Origin of the sequence: Sphingomonas aquatilis (genome assembly GCF_014196115.1) — a bacterium.
Classification (GTDB): Bacteria; Pseudomonadota; Alphaproteobacteria; order Sphingomonadales; family Sphingomonadaceae; genus Sphingomonas; species Sphingomonas aquatilis.
This window is the reverse complement of the sequence record NZ_JACIDB010000001.1, coordinates 215526-231303: the sequence shown is the minus strand read 5'-3', so window position 1 is coordinate 231303 and position 15778 is coordinate 215526. Positions and strand designations below refer to the sequence as shown.

The window sequence follows — 15778 nt, the reverse complement described above, 5'->3', positions numbered from 1 at the left end:
CCCCCGCCAGGGGGAGGTGGCAGCGCGCCAGCGCTGACGGAGGGGGAGGATACGGCGACGTCCCCTATGCCGAGACGCCCCCTCCACCCTTCGCTTCGCGAACGGTCCCCCTCCCCCGCTAAAGCGAGGGAGGACTTGAGGGCTGTCTGCCGCTACAGCCCGCGGCATGAACGACCGCATCCTGCCCGCGATCGGCCTGCGCCTGCTGTCGGTCGTGTTCTTTGCCGCGATGAACGCGAGCATCAAGCTGGCCGAACATGCCGGTGCGAGCGTGGTCGAGATCCTGTTCTTCCGCCAGTTCGGCGCGGCGCTGCTGGTGTCGACCGTCATCGCCGGCGGCCCCGGCATGACGAGCGTCGCGACGCAGCGGCTGCCGGCACATGTTGCCCGCGCGGTGGTGGGGCTGAGCGCGATGGCGCTGACCTTCCACGGCATCGTGCTGTTGCCGCTCGCCGAGGCGACGACGATCGGCTTCACCGTGCCGCTGATCACGACGATCCTGGGCGCACTCGTGTTGCGCGAGCCGACCGGGGTGTGGCGCTGGGGCGCGGTGGTGGCGGGGTTCACCGGCGTGCTGATCGTCGCGGCGCCGGGCCTTGCCGCCAACGACGGGCATCTCCCGCTGGGCGGCGCGGCCTTTGCGCTGGGCGGCGCGTTCGGAACGGCGTGCGTCACGATCCTGCTGCGCCAGATCGGGCGGACCGAGGCGGCGCTGACCACCGTCTTCTGGTTTTCGACGCTATCGCTGGTGCCGCTGACGCTATTCTACGTTCCCGTCGCGCAGAGCCATAGCGCGCTCGGCTGGGCGTGCCTGGCCGCGGTCGGCGTGCTGGGCGGGTGCGCGCAGATCGCGATGACCAATTCGCTGAAGCTCGGCCCCGTGTCGGTGGTGGTGCCAATGGATTATTCCAGCCTGTTGTGGGCGACCGCGCTCGGCTGGCTGATCTTCGACACCTTGCCGGCCAGCGCGACCTGGATCGGGGCGCCGGTGATCATCGCGAGCGGCCTGATCATCGTCTGGCGCGAGCGGGTGCGCCAGCGACAGGAAACCATCGCGGCGAGCGCCGACGACGTCGCCTAGCCGTCGGAGCGACGCAATCCGGCGCTTCACGCCGAGTTGATCAGCCCCCATATGGACGGCATGTCGTCGCGCGCTCGCGTTCTCGTCCTCAATTCCGCGCTCGGCCCGCTCGACTATCGCGTGCCGGCGGGCTCGCACGTCGAGCCTGGGTCGGTGGTCATCGCGCCGCTGGGGCCGCGCCAGTTGCTCGGCGTGGTGTGGGAACCCGAGCGCATGCCGTCGGATGCGGAGGTCGGCGACAACCGCCTGCGGCCGCTGCTCGGCGTGGTCGACGTGCCGCCGCTCGCCGCGCCGTTGCGCCGGCTGATCGAGTGGACCGCCGACTATTATCTCGCGCCGCCGGCCGCCGTGGTGCGGATGGCGCTCGCGTCCACCTCGGCCTTGGAGGGCGCGCGGACCGTCACCGAGTATCGCGCCACCGGCACCGTGCCGCCGCGCCTCACCCCGCAGCGTGAACAGGCGCTGGAGCGGATCGGCGACCGGCAAGGCCTGATCCGCGAACTCGCCACCCTCGCCGACGTGTCCGACGCGGTGGTCCGTGGGTTGGTGAAGGCCGGCGCGCTGGAGGCGGTGAGCGTCGATATCGACAGCCCCTATCCGCACCCCGACCCCGCTTTCGGACCGCCGACGCTCGCGGAGGCGCAGCAGGCCGCGGCGGACGAACTGGTCGCCGGGGTTGCGGCGCATGACTTCCGCCCCACCCTGCTCGACGGCGTCACCGGATCGGGCAAGACCGAGGTGTATTTCGAGGCGGTGGCTGAGGCGATCCGGCAGGGGCGGCAGACCCTCGTGCTGCTACCCGAGATCGCGCTGACCGAACCGTTCCTGAAGCGCTTCCACGATCGCTTCGGCTGCGAGCCGGTGGCGTGGCATTCGGGGCTGCGCTCCACCCAGCGGCGGCGGGCGTGGCGCGCGATCGCGAGCGGCGAGGCGCTGGTGACGGTCGGCGCGCGGTCCGCTCTGTTCCTGCCCTATCGCAACCTCGGCCTGATCGTCGTCGACGAGGCGCACGAGACGAGCTTCAAGCAGGAAGAGGGCGTCCATTACCATGCCCGAGACGTCGCGGTGATGCGCGGCAAGTTCGAAGGCTGCCCGGTGATCCTGGCCAGCGCGACCCCGGCGATCGAGACGCGCCAGCAGGTGGCGCTGGGGCGCTATGCCGAACTGAAGTTGCCGGGCCGCTACGGCCCCGCCGAGATGCCGACGATCGAGGCGATCGATCTGATCCAGCACCCACCCGAACGCGGCACATGGATCGCGCCAAAGCTGGTGACGGCGCTGCGCGAGACGTTCGAAAAGGGCGAGCAGTCGCTGCTGTTCCTCAACCGGCGGGGCTATGCGCCGCTGACGCTGTGCCGCAATTGCGGGCATCGCTTCCAATGCCCCAATTGCACCGCCTGGATGGTGGAGCACCGGCTGACCCGCCGGCTGGCCTGCCACCATTGCGGCCATGTGATGCCGACGCCGCGCGCCTGCCCCGAATGCAAGGCGGAGGACAGCCTGGTCGCCTGCGGTCCCGGCGTCGAGCGGATCGCGGACGAGGTGGCGACTTTGTTCCCCGAGGCGAAGACCGCGGTCGTCACCTCAGATACGATCTGGTCGCCGGCCAAGGCCGCCGAGTTCGTCGGGCGGATGGAGGCGGGCGACATCGACATCGTCGTCGGCACGCAGCTCGTCACCAAGGGCTATCACTTTCCCAATCTGACATTGGTCGGCGTGATCGATGCCGATCTGGGGCTGGAGGGTGGCGACCTGCGGGCGGCGGAGCGGACGTTCCAGCAGATCCGGCAGGTGTCGGGGCGTGCGGGGCGAGGAGCCAAGCCGGGGCATGTGTTCATCCAGACGCACAGTCCCTCGGCGCAGGTGATGCAGGCGCTGATCACCGGCGATGCCGAGGCCTTCTACGAGGCGGAGACCGAGGCGCGGCGCGATGCCGGTGCCCCGCCCTTTGGCCGCTATGCGGCGATCGTCGTGTCGTCGGAGGAGCAGGCGTGTGCGCATGAGGTGGCACGGGCGGTGGCGCAGAGCGCGCCGCGCGTCGACGGCATGGCGGTCTATGGCCCCGCCCCTGCCCCGCTCGCCATGCTGCGCGGGCGGCATCGCTATCGATTACTGGTGCATGCCCGGCGTGCGCTCGACGTGCAGGACGTGATCCGCGACTGGCTCGGCGGGCTCGACTGGCCGGCAAAAGCGCGCGTGACGGTCGACGTCGATCCGTATAACTTCCTGTAAGGACCAATACCGGTCCAAAGGATGACGGCATGACGACGCGGCGCGGGCTTCTGGGTGGCATGGCGGCGGCAAGCGGTGCGGCGGCGCTGCCCGCGATGGCGGCGAGCCCGGATCGCGCGCTGATCGTGTCCACCTGGGATTTCGGTGCGGCGGCGAACGATGCGGCGTTTGCGCGGATGAAGGCGGGGGGCACGTTGCTCGACGCGGTCGAGGCGGGGGCGATGGTGCCGGAGGCCGACCCGGAGAACCATTCGGTCGGCTATGGCGGCTATCCCGATCGCGACGGGCATGTGACGCTTGATGCGGTGATCATGGACGATGCCGGCGGCGTCGGCGCGGTCGCGGCACTGGAGGATACGGTGCATGCCATCTCCGTCGCGCGGCGGGTGATGGAGAAGACGCCGCACACGTTCCTCGTCGGCGAGGGCGCGACGCGGTTCGCGCGCGACCAGGGCTTTCCCAAGGTCGATCTACTGACGCCGCCAGCGGAGAAGGCGTGGCGCGAGTGGCTGAAGACCTCGCAGTACACGCCGGTCGCCAATATCGAGAACCGCCGCGCGCCGCTGGGTGGCGCGCTGGATCACGACACGATCGGCCTGCTGGCGCGCGACGCGTCGGGGCGGATGGCGGGGGCGTGCACCACGTCGGGCATGGCGTTCAAGATGCGCGGACGGGTGGGCGATTCGCCGCAGGTCGGCAGCGGATTGTATGTCGAGGCGGGCGTCGGTGGCGCGACCTCGACGGGGCTGGGCGAGGAGGTGACGCGGATCGCCGGCACCGCCCGCGTCGTCGCGTCGATGCGCGCCGGGCTGTCGCCGCAGGCGGCGTGCGAGGAGGTGGTGAAGCATATCGCCAAGCTGCGCGGGGATGCGATCAAGGGCGTGCAGGTCGGCTTCCTGGCGCTGTCGCCGCAGGGTGAGGTGGGAGCGTTCTGTCTGTTGCCGGGCTTTACCTATGCGGTGACCGATGCGGCGGGGCGGACCGTGGTGCGCAAGGGCCGGTCGCTGTTCGCTGCGTAACGCGAAGATGGACAGGTAGACCGAAACGACGACGGGGTGTCGTTCTGTTTTGGGGGTGATCCCGGTCCCCTTCCCCGTCACCCCGGACTTGATCCGGGGTCCCGCTTTTTGGTCGTCGGAGAAGAAGAAGCGGGACCCCGGCTCAGCGCCGGGGTGACGGGGGTGGGGCGTGCGGGAGCGCTTCGTTTCCGAGGGATCCCAGCCTGCACAGGGGCGACGGGTTAGGGTGAGCGGTGGTGAGAAAGAGCCGGGATTCGCCGGCTCTATGGGGGTGACGAACTGTAGGACAGCCGGTGCGGATTATGCGCCCTTGCGCAGGAACTTGGCGGGAGGGCGATCCAACGGTCTGGATCGCCCGGCCCCGGTCGATTATGCCGCGTGTTCGGCGAGGACGGTGAGGCCCTGGGCGTTCACTTCCGCAAAGCCGCCCTGGATCGCGATGGTTTCGGGCTGGCCGCCTTCGGTGCGGTACACCGAGAGCGCGCCGTCGCGGACGGTGGACATCAAGGGCGCATGGCCCTCCAGCACGCCGAAGTCGCCTTCGGTGCCGGGCACGACGACCATGTACACGTCCTCGGAGCGGACGAGCTTTTCGGGCGTGACGAGTTCGAAGTGCAGCATGTCAGAGTCTCGTTTCAATCACGCGATCGAACGCGGTGATGGCCGCGTCGAATTTGTCCCGGCAGCCGGGATTGCAGAAACCGACCACCGCGCCGCGATAGACCGTCAAGGCATCGTCGCTGATCGGCTTACCCGACCAGGGACAGACGGCGTTGACGGCATCCTCGCGGCGCGGCGCGGGCATTATGCCTCTGCGGCCATCTTTTCGGCCTTGGCGACGACTTCGTCGATGCCGCCGACCATGTAGAAGGCTGCTTCCGGCAGGTGATCATATTCGCCGTCGACGACCGCCTTGAACGAACGGATCGTGTCTTCGATCTGCACGAACTTGCCGCTGATGCCGGTGAAGACTTCGGCGACGTGGAACGGCTGCGACAGGAAGCGCTGGATCTTGCGCGCGCGCGTGACGGTCAGCTTATCCTCTTCGGACAGTTCGTCCATGCCGAGGATGGCGATGATGTCCTGCAGCGACTTGTAGCGCTGGAGCAGCGACTGGACGGCGCGCGCCGTGTCGTAATGCTCCTGGCCGACGATACGCGGTTCGAGAACGCGGCTGGTCGAATCGAGCGGATCGACCGCCGGATAGATGCCGAGTTCCGAGATCGCGCGGTTGAGCACAGTCGTCGCGTCCAAGTGGGCGAACGAGGTCGCCGGCGCCGGGTCGGTCAAGTCGTCCGCGGGGACGTAGACGGCCTGCACCGAGGTGATCGAGCCCTTGTTGGTCGAGGTGATGCGCTCCTGCAGCGCGCCCATGTCGGTCGACAGCGTCGGCTGATAGCCCACCGCCGACGGGATGCGGCCGAGCAGTGCCGACACTTCGGCGCCCGCCTGCGTGAAGCGGAAGATGTTGTCGACGAAGAACAGCACGTCCTGGCCTTCCTGGTCGCGGAAATATTCCGCGATGGTCAGGCCCGACAGCGCGACGCGGGCGCGGGCGCCCGGCGGCTCGTTCATCTGGCCGAACACCAGCGCGACCTTCGACCCTTCGCTGATCGGATTGCCGTCGGCATCCTTGGCGATGACGCCCGCGTCGAGGAATTCGTGGTAGAGGTCGTTGCCCTCGCGGGTACGCTCGCCGACGCCCGCGAACACCGAGGTGCCGCCGTGGCCCTTGGCGATGTTGTTGATCAATTCCTGAATCAGCACGGTCTTGCCGACGCCGGCGCCACCGAACAGACCGATCTTGCCGCCCTTTGCGTAAGGAGCCAGCAGGTCGATGACCTTGATGCCGGTGACGAGGATCGCGCTGTCGGTCGACTGGTCGACGAATTCCGGCGCCTTCGCGTGGATCGGCGCGCGCAGGTCGGTGGCGACCGGGCCACGCTCGTCGATCGGCTCGCCGACGACGTTCATGATGCGGCCGAGCGTCGCCGGACCGACGGGGACGCTGATCTGCGAACCGGTGTCGCGGACGGTCTGGCCGCGGGTCAGGCCCTCGGTCGCGTCCATCGCGATCGTGCGGACGGTATTCTCGCCCAGGTGCTGCGCGACCTCGAGCACCAGCTTGGTGCCGTTGTTGTCCGTTTCCAGCGCCGACAGGATCGCCGGCAGCGTTTCGGGGAAGTGGACGTCGACGACGGCGCCGATGACCTGCGCGATCGTGCCGGTGGTGTTGCTGCTGCCCGTCGACTGGGTCGGGCGGATGTCGTCTGCGGCGGTTGCCATGGCGGTTCTTCCTGCTTCGGATTCGTTAGAGCGCTTCGGCGCCGGAGATGATCTCGACCAGTTCGGTCGTGATCGCGGCCTGGCGCGTGCGGTTGTACTGGATGGACAGGCGGTTGATCATGTCGCCCGCGTTGCGCGTCGCATTGTCCATCGCGTTCATGCGGCTGCCCTGTTCCGACGCGGCGTTTTCCAGCATCGCACGGAAGATCTGGATCGCGACGTTGCGCGGCAGCAGGTCGGCGAGGATCGACTCTTCGTCGGGCTCGTATTCGACCACCGCGGCGGGGGCGGAAGTGTTGCTGGAAGTGGACGAAGTGGAGGGTACGTCCTTGTCCAGAACGTCCACCGCGACCGGAATGATCTGACGGCCGACGGGCAGCTGGACGAGCGCGGAGACGAACTTGGCGTAGAACAGGTGCGCGACGTCGAATTCGCCCGCCGCATAGCGCGCGAGCAGGTCGTCGGCGACTTCACGCGCCTGCTGGAAGCCGAGCACCTTGTGCTGACCCAGCTCATGGTCGGCGAGGATCGCATTCGGGTAGAAGCGACGCAGCACGCGGCCCTTCTTGCCGGCGAGGTAGAAACGCACGGTCTTGCCCTGCGCCTCCAGCTCCTCCGCCTTGCGGCGGGCGGCGCGGACGATGTTGCTGTTGAACGCACCGGCGAGGCCGCGTTCCGAGGTCGCGACGACGAGCAGGTGAACCTGGTCCTTGCCGGTGCCCGAGAGCAGCGGCGAGACGCCAGCGCCGCCCGCCAGCTGGCGCGACAGGCTGGCGACGACCGCCTCCAGCCGCTCGGCATAGGGACGACCGGCCTGCGCCGCTTCCTGCGCACGGCGCAGCTTGGCGGCGGCGACCATCTTCATCGCCTTGGTGATCTTCTGGGTCGACTTGACCGAGTTGATCCGGATTTTGAGGGCCTTCAACGACGCCATTGTTGTCCTTCATGTGTCCCCGCGAAGGCGGGGACCCAGTACTGGGCTCCCGCCTGCGCGGGAGCACATTGAACGTTACGCGAAGGTCTTCGCGAACTGGTCGAGCGCGGCCTTGAGGCCCGCCTTCGCTTCGTCGCCGAGATCGCGGGTGTCGCGGATCTTGGTGAGGACGTCGGCGTGGTTGGCGCGCAGGTCGGCGAGCATCGCGGCTTCGTAGCGGGTCACGTCCGCGACCGGCACGGTGTCGATATAGCCGTTGGTGCCGGCGAAGATCGACGCGGTCTGCTCCTCGAACGGCATCGGGCTGAACTGCTTCTGCTTGAGCAGTTCAGTGAGACGCGCGCCGCGGTTGAGCAGCTTCTGCGTCGAGGCATCGAGGTCCGAGCCGAACTGCGCGAAGGCGGCCATTTCACGGTACTGGGCCAGCTCCAGCTTGATCGAGCCCGACACCTTCTTCATCGCCTTGGTCTGCGCGGCCGAGCCGACGCGGCTGACCGACAGGCCGACGTTGATCGCGGGGCGGATGCCGGCGAAGAACAGGTCGGTTTCGAGGAAGATCTGGCCGTCGGTGATCGAGATCACGTTGGTCGGGATGTAGGCCGACACGTCGCCCGCCTGCGTTTCGATGATCGGCAGCGCGGTGAGCGAGCCGCCACCGTTGGCGTCCGACATCTTGGCGGCGCGCTCGAGCAGGCGGCTGTGCAGGTAGAACACGTCACCCGGATAGGCTTCACGGCCCGGCGGACGGCGCAGCAGCAGCGACATCTGGCGATAGGCGACCGCCTGCTTCGACAGATCGTCGAACACGATCAGCGCGTGCATGCCGTTGTCACGGAAATATTCGCCCATCGCGGCGCCGGTGTAGGGCGCGAGGAACTGCATCGGCGCAGGCTCCGACGCGGTCGCGGCGACGACGATGGAATATTCCATCGCGCCATTCTCTTCGAGCGTCTTGACGAGCTGTGCGACGGTCGAGCGCTTCTGGCCGACCGCGACATAGACGCAGTACAGCTTCTTCTTCTCGTCGGTGCCGGCGTTGACGCCCTTCTGGTTGATGAAGGCGTCGATCGCGACGGCGGACTTGCCGGTCTGGCGATCGCCGATGATCAGCTCGCGCTGGCCGCGGCCGACGGGAACGAGCGCGTCGATCGCCTTGAGGCCCGACTGCATCGGCTCACTGACCGACTGGCGCGGGATGATGCCCGGCGCCTTCACCTCGACGCGGCTGCGCTGGTCGGCGACGATCGGGCCCTTGCCGTCGATCGGGTTGCCGAGGCCATCGACCACGCGGCCGAGCAGGCCCTTGCCGACCGGCACGTCGACGATAGTGCCGGTGCGCTTGACGGTGTCGCCTTCGCGGATTTCGGCGTCCGAACCGAAGATCACGACGCCGACATTGTCGGCTTCGAGGTTCAGCGCCATGCCCTGCACGCCATTGGCGAATTCGACCATCTCGCCCGCCTGGACGTTGTCCAGGCCGTAGATGCGCGCGATGCCGTCGCCGACGCTGAGCACCTGGCCGGTCTCGCTGACCTGGGCCTGGTCACCGAAGTTGCTGATCTGGTCCTTGATGACCTTCGAGATTTCTGCGGCGCGGATATCCATTTGCGTTAGCCCTTCATCGCGTGCGCGAGAGTGTTGAGACGGGTGCGGATCGACGAATCGATCATCTGGGAACCGATACGGACGACCAGGCCGCCGAGCAGTTCGGGGTCGACCGACAGGTCGACGGAAACGTCGCGGCCGACGCGGGTGCGCAGCTGCTGCTTGAGTTCGCCGACCTGTTCCTCGGTCAGCGGATGCGCGCTGGTGACTTCCGCAGACACTTCGCCGCGATGGCGGCTGGCGAGGGCGCGGAAGGCGCGGATGATCTGCGGCAACGCGGCGAGGCGACGGTTTTCGGCGAGGACGCCGAGGAAGTTCTTGGTCGTCGCATCGAGGCCCATCGCGTCGGCGGCGGCGAGCACCGCCTTCACCGCGGCGCCGCGGGCGACCAGCGGGCTGGTGGTGAGCTTGGCGAAGTCGTCGCTGTCGCGCAGCGCGTCGCGGACCGCCACGAGGCTCGCCTCGACGGTGTCGATGCTCTTCGAATCGCGGGCGAGTTCGAACAGCGCGATCGCATAGCGTCCGCCCAGGCTCGCCTGGATACCGCCGCCCAAATTACCGCTGGATGTCTCCACGGAATCGAAGTCCTCGTGCCGAAATGTTGGCCCATGGGGAAGAGGGCGCGCGAGTTCGCGCACCACTTATGGGTGGCGGGCGGCTAGCATGGGGGGCGAACAAGCGCAAGTAGACGCGCAGCTTCTGTTCAGGAACGGGGCCGTAACGGTGGCAACAGGGCAAAACGGGAGGCGGATGATGCGGTGGGCGGCGATCGTATTGGCGGGACTGGCGATCACGGGCACGGCGCGGGCCGAGGTGCTGCACGTGGCCGGCGTGTTCGGCGCCAATGCGCGCGCGGCGAGCCTGCTGCCGACGATCGGGATCGGGCCGTTCGACGGCGCCTATGGCGGCACGCTGGCCGATGCGATCGAGCGGCGGCTGAGCAAGCTGGGCGCGGACGGCGTGCCGCATGCGGTGCTGGTGCCCGCGGGCCTGCGCCCCGACGGGCTGCTGTCCGGCCATACCGGCGTCGAGGTGGCGACCAACGATTACACCGAAAGCCGCGAGCGCTGCGTCGAGAAGAACAAGGATGGTAAATGCGTCGCCCGGCAGCGCTATGTCGTCCGCTGCACCAGCCGCACGGTCGATTTCCGCGCGGACCTGGTGATGCGCGAGGCGCGGAGCGGCGAGAAGCCGTACGACACCACCAAGACGCGGCATGACTTTTCAAGCTGGTGCGAGGACAGCGGCATCGCGACCGATGTCGGCTTCACCGTCGGCAGCATGGCCGATTCGATCGCGCAGGAGGTGCGGCTGGACCTCGCCCCGCATGCCGAGGACTACAAGGTGCGCGTCCGCGAAGAGCGCGACGGCCTGCCGCCCGACATCGCGAAACAGTTCAAGGCTGCGGTCCATCTGACCAAGAGCGACGAACGGGCCGCATGCGACGCCTTTGCCGCGATCGACAAGGCGGTGCCCGATCAGGGATCGACGACGTTCAACCTGGCTTTGTGCGCCGAAGCCGCGGGGCGCTATGCCGAAGCGGCGGACCGCTATACGCGGGCGCGGCTGTTCGCGCCGGACGCGGGCAGCGCGGTGAGCAAGGGGCTGGAGCGCGTGGCGAGCCTGGCCGCGGGGCGCGACGATGTCGCGATCATGCGCGCCCGGCCGCCGGTGCGCGGCACCGGGTTTTGATCGCAAGCCGCGGGATGAGCGGCGCCCGCCCGCGCGCTATGACGGGGGCATGAGCGAGATCGATCAGGATGCGGCCTGGGCCGCCTTTGTCGCGCGGGACCGGACACAGGACGGCGCGTTCGTCGTCGCGGTCACCAGCACGGGCATCTATTGCCGGCCGAGTTGCCCGGCGCGGCGCCCAGCACGGGCGAACGTGCTCTTTCTGGCGGATGGCGCGGCGGCGCGGGCGGCGGGCTATCGCGCGTGCCGGCGCTGCCTGCCCGATGGCGTGGCGCGCGATACGCAGGCGGTGGCCGACGCCTGCGCGGCGATCGCGGCGGCGGAGGGGCCGGTGACTTTGGCGGACCTCGCCGGTGCGGTCGGCTATACACCGCATCACTTCCAGCGGGTTTTCACGCGGGCGACGGGGGTCAGCCCCGCCGCTTACGGGCGGGCGGTGCGCGCCGGACGGGCGGCGGCGTCGCTGGATGCGGGCGCGGGCGTGACCGAGGCGATCCATGCCGCGGGCTATGGAGCGGCGAGCCGCTTCTATGCCGACGGCGCCGCGCGACTGGGCATGGCGCCGCGCGCGCGGGCGAAGGGTGCGGCGGGGCTGACGATCCGCTGGACCGTGGTGGCGACCAGCCTGGGGCCGTTGCTGGTCGCGGCGACGGACACGGGCCTGTGCCGGATCGCGTTCGACGAGGATGCAAACGCGCTGACGGAGCATTTCCCGCAGGCGACGATCGTGCCCGGCGATGCCGCGCTGGCGACGCTGGCGGCGGAGGTGGTGGCGCTGGTCGAGGCGCCGGGACGCGACGCGGGCCTGCCGGTGGATGTGCAGGGCACGGCGTTTCAGGAGGCGGTGTGGCAGGCGCTGCGCACCATCCCGGCGGGCGAGACGCGCAGCTATGCCGAGCTGGCGGCGGCGGCCGGACGACCGGGGGCGACGCGCGCGGCGGGGACGGCCTGCGGGCGCAACCCGCTGGCGGTGCTGGTGCCATGCCACCGCGTGACGCGCGGCGACGGCGCGATGGGCGGCTATGCCTGGGGCGTGGAGCGCAAGCGTGCGCTGCTGGCGCGCGAGCGGGGGTAGCGGTGCGTGATGCCGTTTGGGTGGTGCATGCGAGTGCGGTGTGCGGTGTGCGGTGCGCATTTTTGGGGCTGATCGGCCTTGGGTTCTCGAAGACGATGCCGGGGGCGTGAGCGACGCCATGGGGTGACGCCTAAGGCGGTGGATGGGAGTGTCTGCGGTTGCGAGGCGCTGCCCTGACCTCCCCCTCCGTCATGCCTTCGGCATGCCACCTCCCCCTGGCGGGGGAGGACTTGGAGGGCTTGGCCTCTGTGGTTGGTTGGGGAGCCTCGCGCGGGCTAGTCCAGCGTCACGTCGTCCTTCTTGCCACCGGCCGCGGCGAGCGCCGCGGGGCCAGTCTTGCTGTCGAGGGCGGTGGACGGGACTGTCTGCGGTCGCGGGGCGCTGCCCTGCCCCCCCTCCGTCATACCTTCGGCATGCCACCTCCCCCTGGCGGGGGAGGACTTGGTCTACGTGATCGATTGGGGCCCCGCTTTAGTCCAGCGTTACGTCGTCCTTCTTGCCGCCGGCCGCAGCGAGCGCGGCGGGGCCGGTCTTGCCGGCATCGATCTGGGCGAGCAGGCGGGCGGCGGGATTGTCGACCGGCGCATGCGGGGAATAGGCGAGCGTTCGGAGCGCGAGGCGCGCGTCGTCGGTCTTGCCGTCGAGCAGCGACTGGACGCCGTAGGCGAAGGTCAACGCCTCGTCTTGCGGCACGAGCATATGCGCCTGTGCCAGCGCAGCCTTGGCGTTCGCGGTCGGCACGTCGTGCGCCATGCCGAAGCTGGAATAATAGAGCATGAGGGCATAAGCGTCGTTGTTGTCGAGCTTGTTGGCTTTCAGCAGCCATGAGCGCGCCTCTTTCCACACGGCCGGGTCCTTGGCGTGCGCGGCGCTGGCGCGGCGGAGGTGGACCTGCGCCTTGTAGACCAAAGCCTGCGACGATGTCGGATCGAGTGCGAGCGCGCGATCCGCCGCCGCCTCGGCAACGTCGTTGCGCCCCGCATCCAGCGCCATTTCCGCAAACCAGCCCTGAACCACGGGATCGTCGGCATATTTCGCCGCGATCGGCGTGGCTTCGGCGAGGATCGGCTGCGCCGTTTCGCGATTGACGCCCCGATCGGACCGCATGCGCAGCGCGATCATCGCCTTTTCGCCCGGCCGTAGCGGTCTGAGGCTCACCTCGGGCTTGGGCAGCCGATCGTTGGACAGTTTGTACGCGGGGAAGCTCGAACCGCTGAGGCGCTTGTTCATCTCCTTATTCAGCGCCTTGAGGTCGCCAAAGGCCTTGGTCGCCGCCTCGCTGCTCGGCATGCCTTGGTTGAAGAGCGTGAGGTAGGTGGCAAATTGCGCCGCACGCGTCCGGTCGAGCGCGAGGACGTGCGTGAGCAGCCAGCCGCGCGCATACAGCTCGCTCGTTTCCGAATCCGACAATTTGCGGCGATCGGTGGCGAACAGCTTTTCCGCCGACATGCCCTGCCCTTCCAGCAGCGTGTAGGCACGATGCTGCGCCGGCGCGCCGATCCAGAAGACGTCCTTGTCGAACCGCGTCGTCGACATGAACTCCGCGAACCCTTCCGAATACCAGCGCGGCACCGCAAGCTCGGAATGCCCGAGCAGCGCGTGATGCGCATATTCGTGGAACAGGACGATCTGCGGATCGAGCCCGCCCTCCGAGCGATCGCTGCGACCGGGGGTAAAGGCCACCGATCCGCTGGCGCGGCCATCATAAAAGCCGGCGATGTTCTTGCCGCCGGCGCCGAACAGCCGCTGGACCGCCGAATCGTTGGCGACGACGTAGACGGTCAGCTTGTTCGAGGTATCGAGGTCGGTGTCGGGCAAGCCGCGCACCAGGCGGATCGCCGCGTCGAACCGTTCCAGCTGCTCGGCCTGTTTGCGCACGGCATCGGCGCTGTCGTTGGCGTAGACGACGACGTGGCGACCGGTCGCTTCATACCATTCGGCCTGCGCGGGCGCAGCGAGCGCGGCCGCTCCAATCGCCGCCGCCATCATGCCCCGTATCGCGAATCGCATCCCCGCCCCCTTCGGTCCGATATGGGGCAGCGTAACGCGGCCCGTGCGAGGTGCCAGCGGTGATTTGTGTGCGACGCGACGGCTTGCCCCGCCGGACGCCGCAACCCTCAGCCCGTGCGGCGGCAGGCGTAGACGAGCTTTTCGTTGGGGAGCGGGGGCAGCGCGGCGCGCTGCGCGGATTGCTGCTGGACCAGGCGTTCGGTGGCGACCGGATCGACGGTGCAGCGCTGGCCGACGGTCTTCGCACTCAGGCTGCGCAGCGCCTGCATCGCCTGCGCGCCGAGCATGTAGCGCGTGACCGTCAGGCGGCGGGTGACGGGATCGAAGACGCGCGACGACACGGTCTGTTCGTCGTCGGGGACGGTGAGGCGCTGCCACGCGTCGCCGGTGGCGAGATATTGGGTGCGACCGTCGGCGCAGCCGCTCTTGCCCCAGTCGAGCGTCACGTCGTCGGTCGACGAGACGGTGACGCGGCTGGCGTCGGCCTGCAACGTGCAGACGAGCTTGCCGAGCGGTGCGTTGGGCACCGCCTGGCGCGCGGCAACGGGGACGGGCGGCAGATCGGCGCGGGCCGAGGGGCGCAGGATGAAGGTCGCGATGCCCGCCGCCATCGTCACGGCCCCGATCCCCGCGGCCCAGAGCGCGGCGCGGCGGCGGCCCTTCGCGTCGAGCAGGCCGGCGCCGCCCAGCCCCATCGCGCCGAAGACCAGCAACAGGCCGGCGATCCCCATGACATTCTCGCGCCGCGCCTGCGCGGCCTCGCGCGCGGTGGCCAGCGCTTCCTCGCGGCCCATGGCGGCGCGGGTCGCTGCGTCGCGCGCGCTGGTGAGCGCGTCGGCGCGGGCGCGGGCATCGGCCTCGCTATCCTGCCGCAGCCGCTCCTCGATCGAGGTGCAGGGCGCGCCGGTGGTGGCGAAGGGCTGTTTGGCGGTGCGCAGGAAGGCGGCAAGCTCGGTATCGGCGATGGCGAAGCCGAACGAGCTGTCGCCCTCTTCGCCGCGCGTGATCGCCGAGTTGATGCCGATCACCCGGCCGCAGCGATCGAGCAGCGGCCCGCCCGAATTGCCACGCGCGATGCTGGCGGTGTGGAGCAGCACTTCGGTGCCGGTGAGGTTGCGCCGGCCGGAGAACACACCCTCCGACCGCACCGGCGAGGTGGGGCGGATATAGTCGGCGGCGGATTTCGCCGTCGCGAGGTCGACGTTGCCCGGATAGCCCAAAGCCACCACCGCATCGCCTTCGCCGATCGGCCCGGTGTAGAGGGTCGCGGGCGGCAGGCTGGCGCCGGTGAATTCGATCAGCGCGAGGTCGGCGCGCGCATCATAGGCGATGACGCGGCCCTGGTAGCTCTTGTCGCCTTCGGACGGCACGACGCCGACGACGACATTGTCGGGATAGCGTTCGGCAAGGTCGACGACATGCGCGTTGGTGACGACGCGATTGGGCGCCACCGCGACGCCGCTGCCATGGCCGAAGCCGACCACCTGCCCGTCGACGACCGCGATGGTGACGACGCGCACCACGCCGCGCGCGGTGGCGCCGATATCGTCGGCGCGCGCCGGCTGGGTCCAGCCGAGGAGGAGCAGCAGGGCGAGGAACAGGCGGCGCATGGCCCGGTCTCGAAGGCCAGCCGCGCCACGCTGTCAAGCCTTGTACGGGCGGACGGGATGGATCGGGCGGGATGAAGGCTGTGTTCGCGCAGAGGCGCGGAGACCGCAGAGGTGTTGCGCCCGCTGGAAGCGCGGCCCGGCCCGAACACGCGCAAAAGGAGGCGCGCGTTGCCGCGCGACGGACACCTCCGCGTCCTCAGCGCCTCTGCGCGAACACAGCCTTCGCCAGCCTTT

General features: G+C 69.2%; 13 protein-coding genes. 5 read left to right on the top strand and 8 right to left on the bottom strand.

The genetic code is table 11. From position 1 onward, the window contains the following. Positions 1–166: 166 nt before the first annotated feature. From GGR47_RS01080 to GGR47_RS01070, 3 genes are read left to right on the top strand one after another with little or no spacing between them, the layout of a single operon-like run. The gene (locus GGR47_RS01080) at positions 167–1081 is read left to right on the top strand and encodes a DMT family transporter (RefSeq protein ID WP_147037393.1); all 915 of its coding nucleotides are present in this window, start codon (positions 167–169) and stop codon (positions 1079–1081) included. 60 nt (positions 1082–1141) lie between these two features. After that, positions 1142–3313, top strand: coding sequence for a primosomal protein N' (locus tag GGR47_RS01075; protein WP_147037394.1), 2172 nt, complete (start codon positions 1142–1144; stop codon positions 3311–3313). A 29-nt stretch (positions 3314–3342) separates the two neighbouring features. Next, complete coding sequence (locus tag GGR47_RS01070; protein WP_147037395.1) at positions 3343–4332, top strand: glycosylasparaginase; 990 nt, start codon at positions 3343–3345, stop codon at positions 4330–4332. Between the two features lie 369 nt (positions 4333–4701). On the opposite strand, the gene GGR47_RS01065 is transcribed toward GGR47_RS01070, so the two are convergent. The 6 genes from GGR47_RS01065 to GGR47_RS01040 all read right to left on the bottom strand — a co-directional run bounded on the left by GGR47_RS01065 (position 4702) and on the right by GGR47_RS01040 (position 9711). After that, positions 4702–4953 (bottom strand): ATP synthase F1 subunit epsilon, encoded by a 252-nt coding sequence (locus GGR47_RS01065; RefSeq protein WP_017977459.1) that lies wholly within the window; start codon positions 4951–4953, stop codon positions 4702–4704. A 1-nt stretch (position 4954) separates the two neighbouring features. Then, positions 4955–5137 (bottom strand): eL24 family ribosomal protein, encoded by a 183-nt coding sequence (locus tag GGR47_RS01060; protein ID WP_147037146.1) that lies wholly within the window; start codon positions 5135–5137, stop codon positions 4955–4957. After that, positions 5137–6618 (bottom strand): F0F1 ATP synthase subunit beta, encoded by a 1482-nt coding sequence (gene atpD / locus GGR47_RS01055; RefSeq protein ID WP_063687416.1) that lies wholly within the window; start codon positions 6616–6618, stop codon positions 5137–5139. Before atpD ends, GGR47_RS01060 begins: the two co-directional genes overlap by 1 nt. A gap of 25 nt (positions 6619–6643) precedes the next feature. Further along, positions 6644–7552, bottom strand: a complete 909-nt coding sequence (locus GGR47_RS01050; protein ID WP_017977456.1) for a F0F1 ATP synthase subunit gamma — start codon at positions 7550–7552, stop codon at positions 6644–6646. A 75-nt stretch (positions 7553–7627) separates the two neighbouring features. Then, complete coding sequence (gene atpA, locus GGR47_RS01045) at positions 7628–9157, bottom strand: F0F1 ATP synthase subunit alpha (protein ID WP_063687414.1); 1530 nt, start codon at positions 9155–9157, stop codon at positions 7628–7630. Between the two features lie 5 nt (positions 9158–9162). Next, positions 9163–9711: a F0F1 ATP synthase subunit delta gene (locus GGR47_RS01040; RefSeq protein ID WP_078462262.1), complete on the bottom strand. Its 549-nt coding sequence runs from the start codon at positions 9709–9711 to the stop codon at positions 9163–9165. Between the two features lie 196 nt (positions 9712–9907). Between GGR47_RS01040 and GGR47_RS01035 the strand changes: the two genes are divergently transcribed. Both GGR47_RS01035 and GGR47_RS01030 read left to right on the top strand, forming a co-directional pair. Continuing rightward, positions 9908–10849, top strand: a complete 942-nt coding sequence (locus tag GGR47_RS01035) for a hypothetical protein (protein WP_147037145.1) — start codon at positions 9908–9910, stop codon at positions 10847–10849. Between the two features lie 49 nt (positions 10850–10898). Next, entirely contained in the window at positions 10899–11924 is a 1026-nt protein-coding gene (locus tag GGR47_RS01030; protein ID WP_147037144.1) for a methylated-DNA--[protein]-cysteine S-methyltransferase, read from the top strand. 471 nt (positions 11925–12395) lie between these two features. On the opposite strand, the gene GGR47_RS01025 is transcribed toward GGR47_RS01030, so the two are convergent. Beyond that, entirely contained in the window at positions 12396–13934 is a 1539-nt protein-coding gene (locus GGR47_RS01025) for a hypothetical protein (RefSeq protein ID WP_147037143.1), read from the bottom strand. Between the two features lie 107 nt (positions 13935–14041). Beyond that, positions 14042–15544 (bottom strand): S1C family serine protease, encoded by a 1503-nt coding sequence (locus tag GGR47_RS01020; RefSeq protein ID WP_183949410.1) that lies wholly within the window; start codon positions 15542–15544, stop codon positions 14042–14044. Between the last annotated feature and the right edge of the window lie 234 nt (positions 15545–15778).

Coding starts and splice junctions, on each gene's coding strand:
- GGR47_RS01070 (WP_147037395.1), top strand. CDS start 3,343: ATGACGACGCGGCGCGGGCTTCTGGGTGGCATGGCGGCGGCAAGCGGT.
- GGR47_RS01030 (WP_147037144.1), top strand. CDS start 10,899: ATGAGCGAGATCGATCAGGATGCGGCCTGGGCCGCCTTTGTCGCGCGG.
- GGR47_RS01065 (WP_017977459.1), bottom strand. CDS start 4,953: ATGCTGCACTTCGAACTCGTCACGCCCGAAAAGCTCGTCCGCTCCGAG.
- GGR47_RS01075 (WP_147037394.1), top strand. CDS start 1,142: ATGTCGTCGCGCGCTCGCGTTCTCGTCCTCAATTCCGCGCTCGGCCCG.
- atpD (WP_063687416.1), bottom strand. CDS start 6,618: ATGGCAACCGCCGCAGACGACATCCGCCCGACCCAGTCGACGGGCAGC.
- GGR47_RS01025 (WP_147037143.1), bottom strand. CDS start 13,934: ATGCGATTCGCGATACGGGGCATGATGGCGGCGGCGATTGGAGCGGCC.
- atpA (WP_063687414.1), bottom strand. CDS start 9,157: ATGGATATCCGCGCCGCAGAAATCTCGAAGGTCATCAAGGACCAGATC.
- GGR47_RS01020 (WP_183949410.1), bottom strand. CDS start 15,544: ATGCGCCGCCTGTTCCTCGCCCTGCTGCTCCTCCTCGGCTGGACCCAG.
- GGR47_RS01035 (WP_147037145.1), top strand. CDS start 9,908: ATGATGCGGTGGGCGGCGATCGTATTGGCGGGACTGGCGATCACGGGC.
- GGR47_RS01050 (WP_017977456.1), bottom strand. CDS start 7,552: ATGGCGTCGTTGAAGGCCCTCAAAATCCGGATCAACTCGGTCAAGTCG.
- GGR47_RS01060 (WP_147037146.1), bottom strand. CDS start 5,137: ATGCCCGCGCCGCGCCGCGAGGATGCCGTCAACGCCGTCTGTCCCTGG.
- GGR47_RS01080 (WP_147037393.1), top strand. CDS start 167: ATGAACGACCGCATCCTGCCCGCGATCGGCCTGCGCCTGCTGTCGGTC.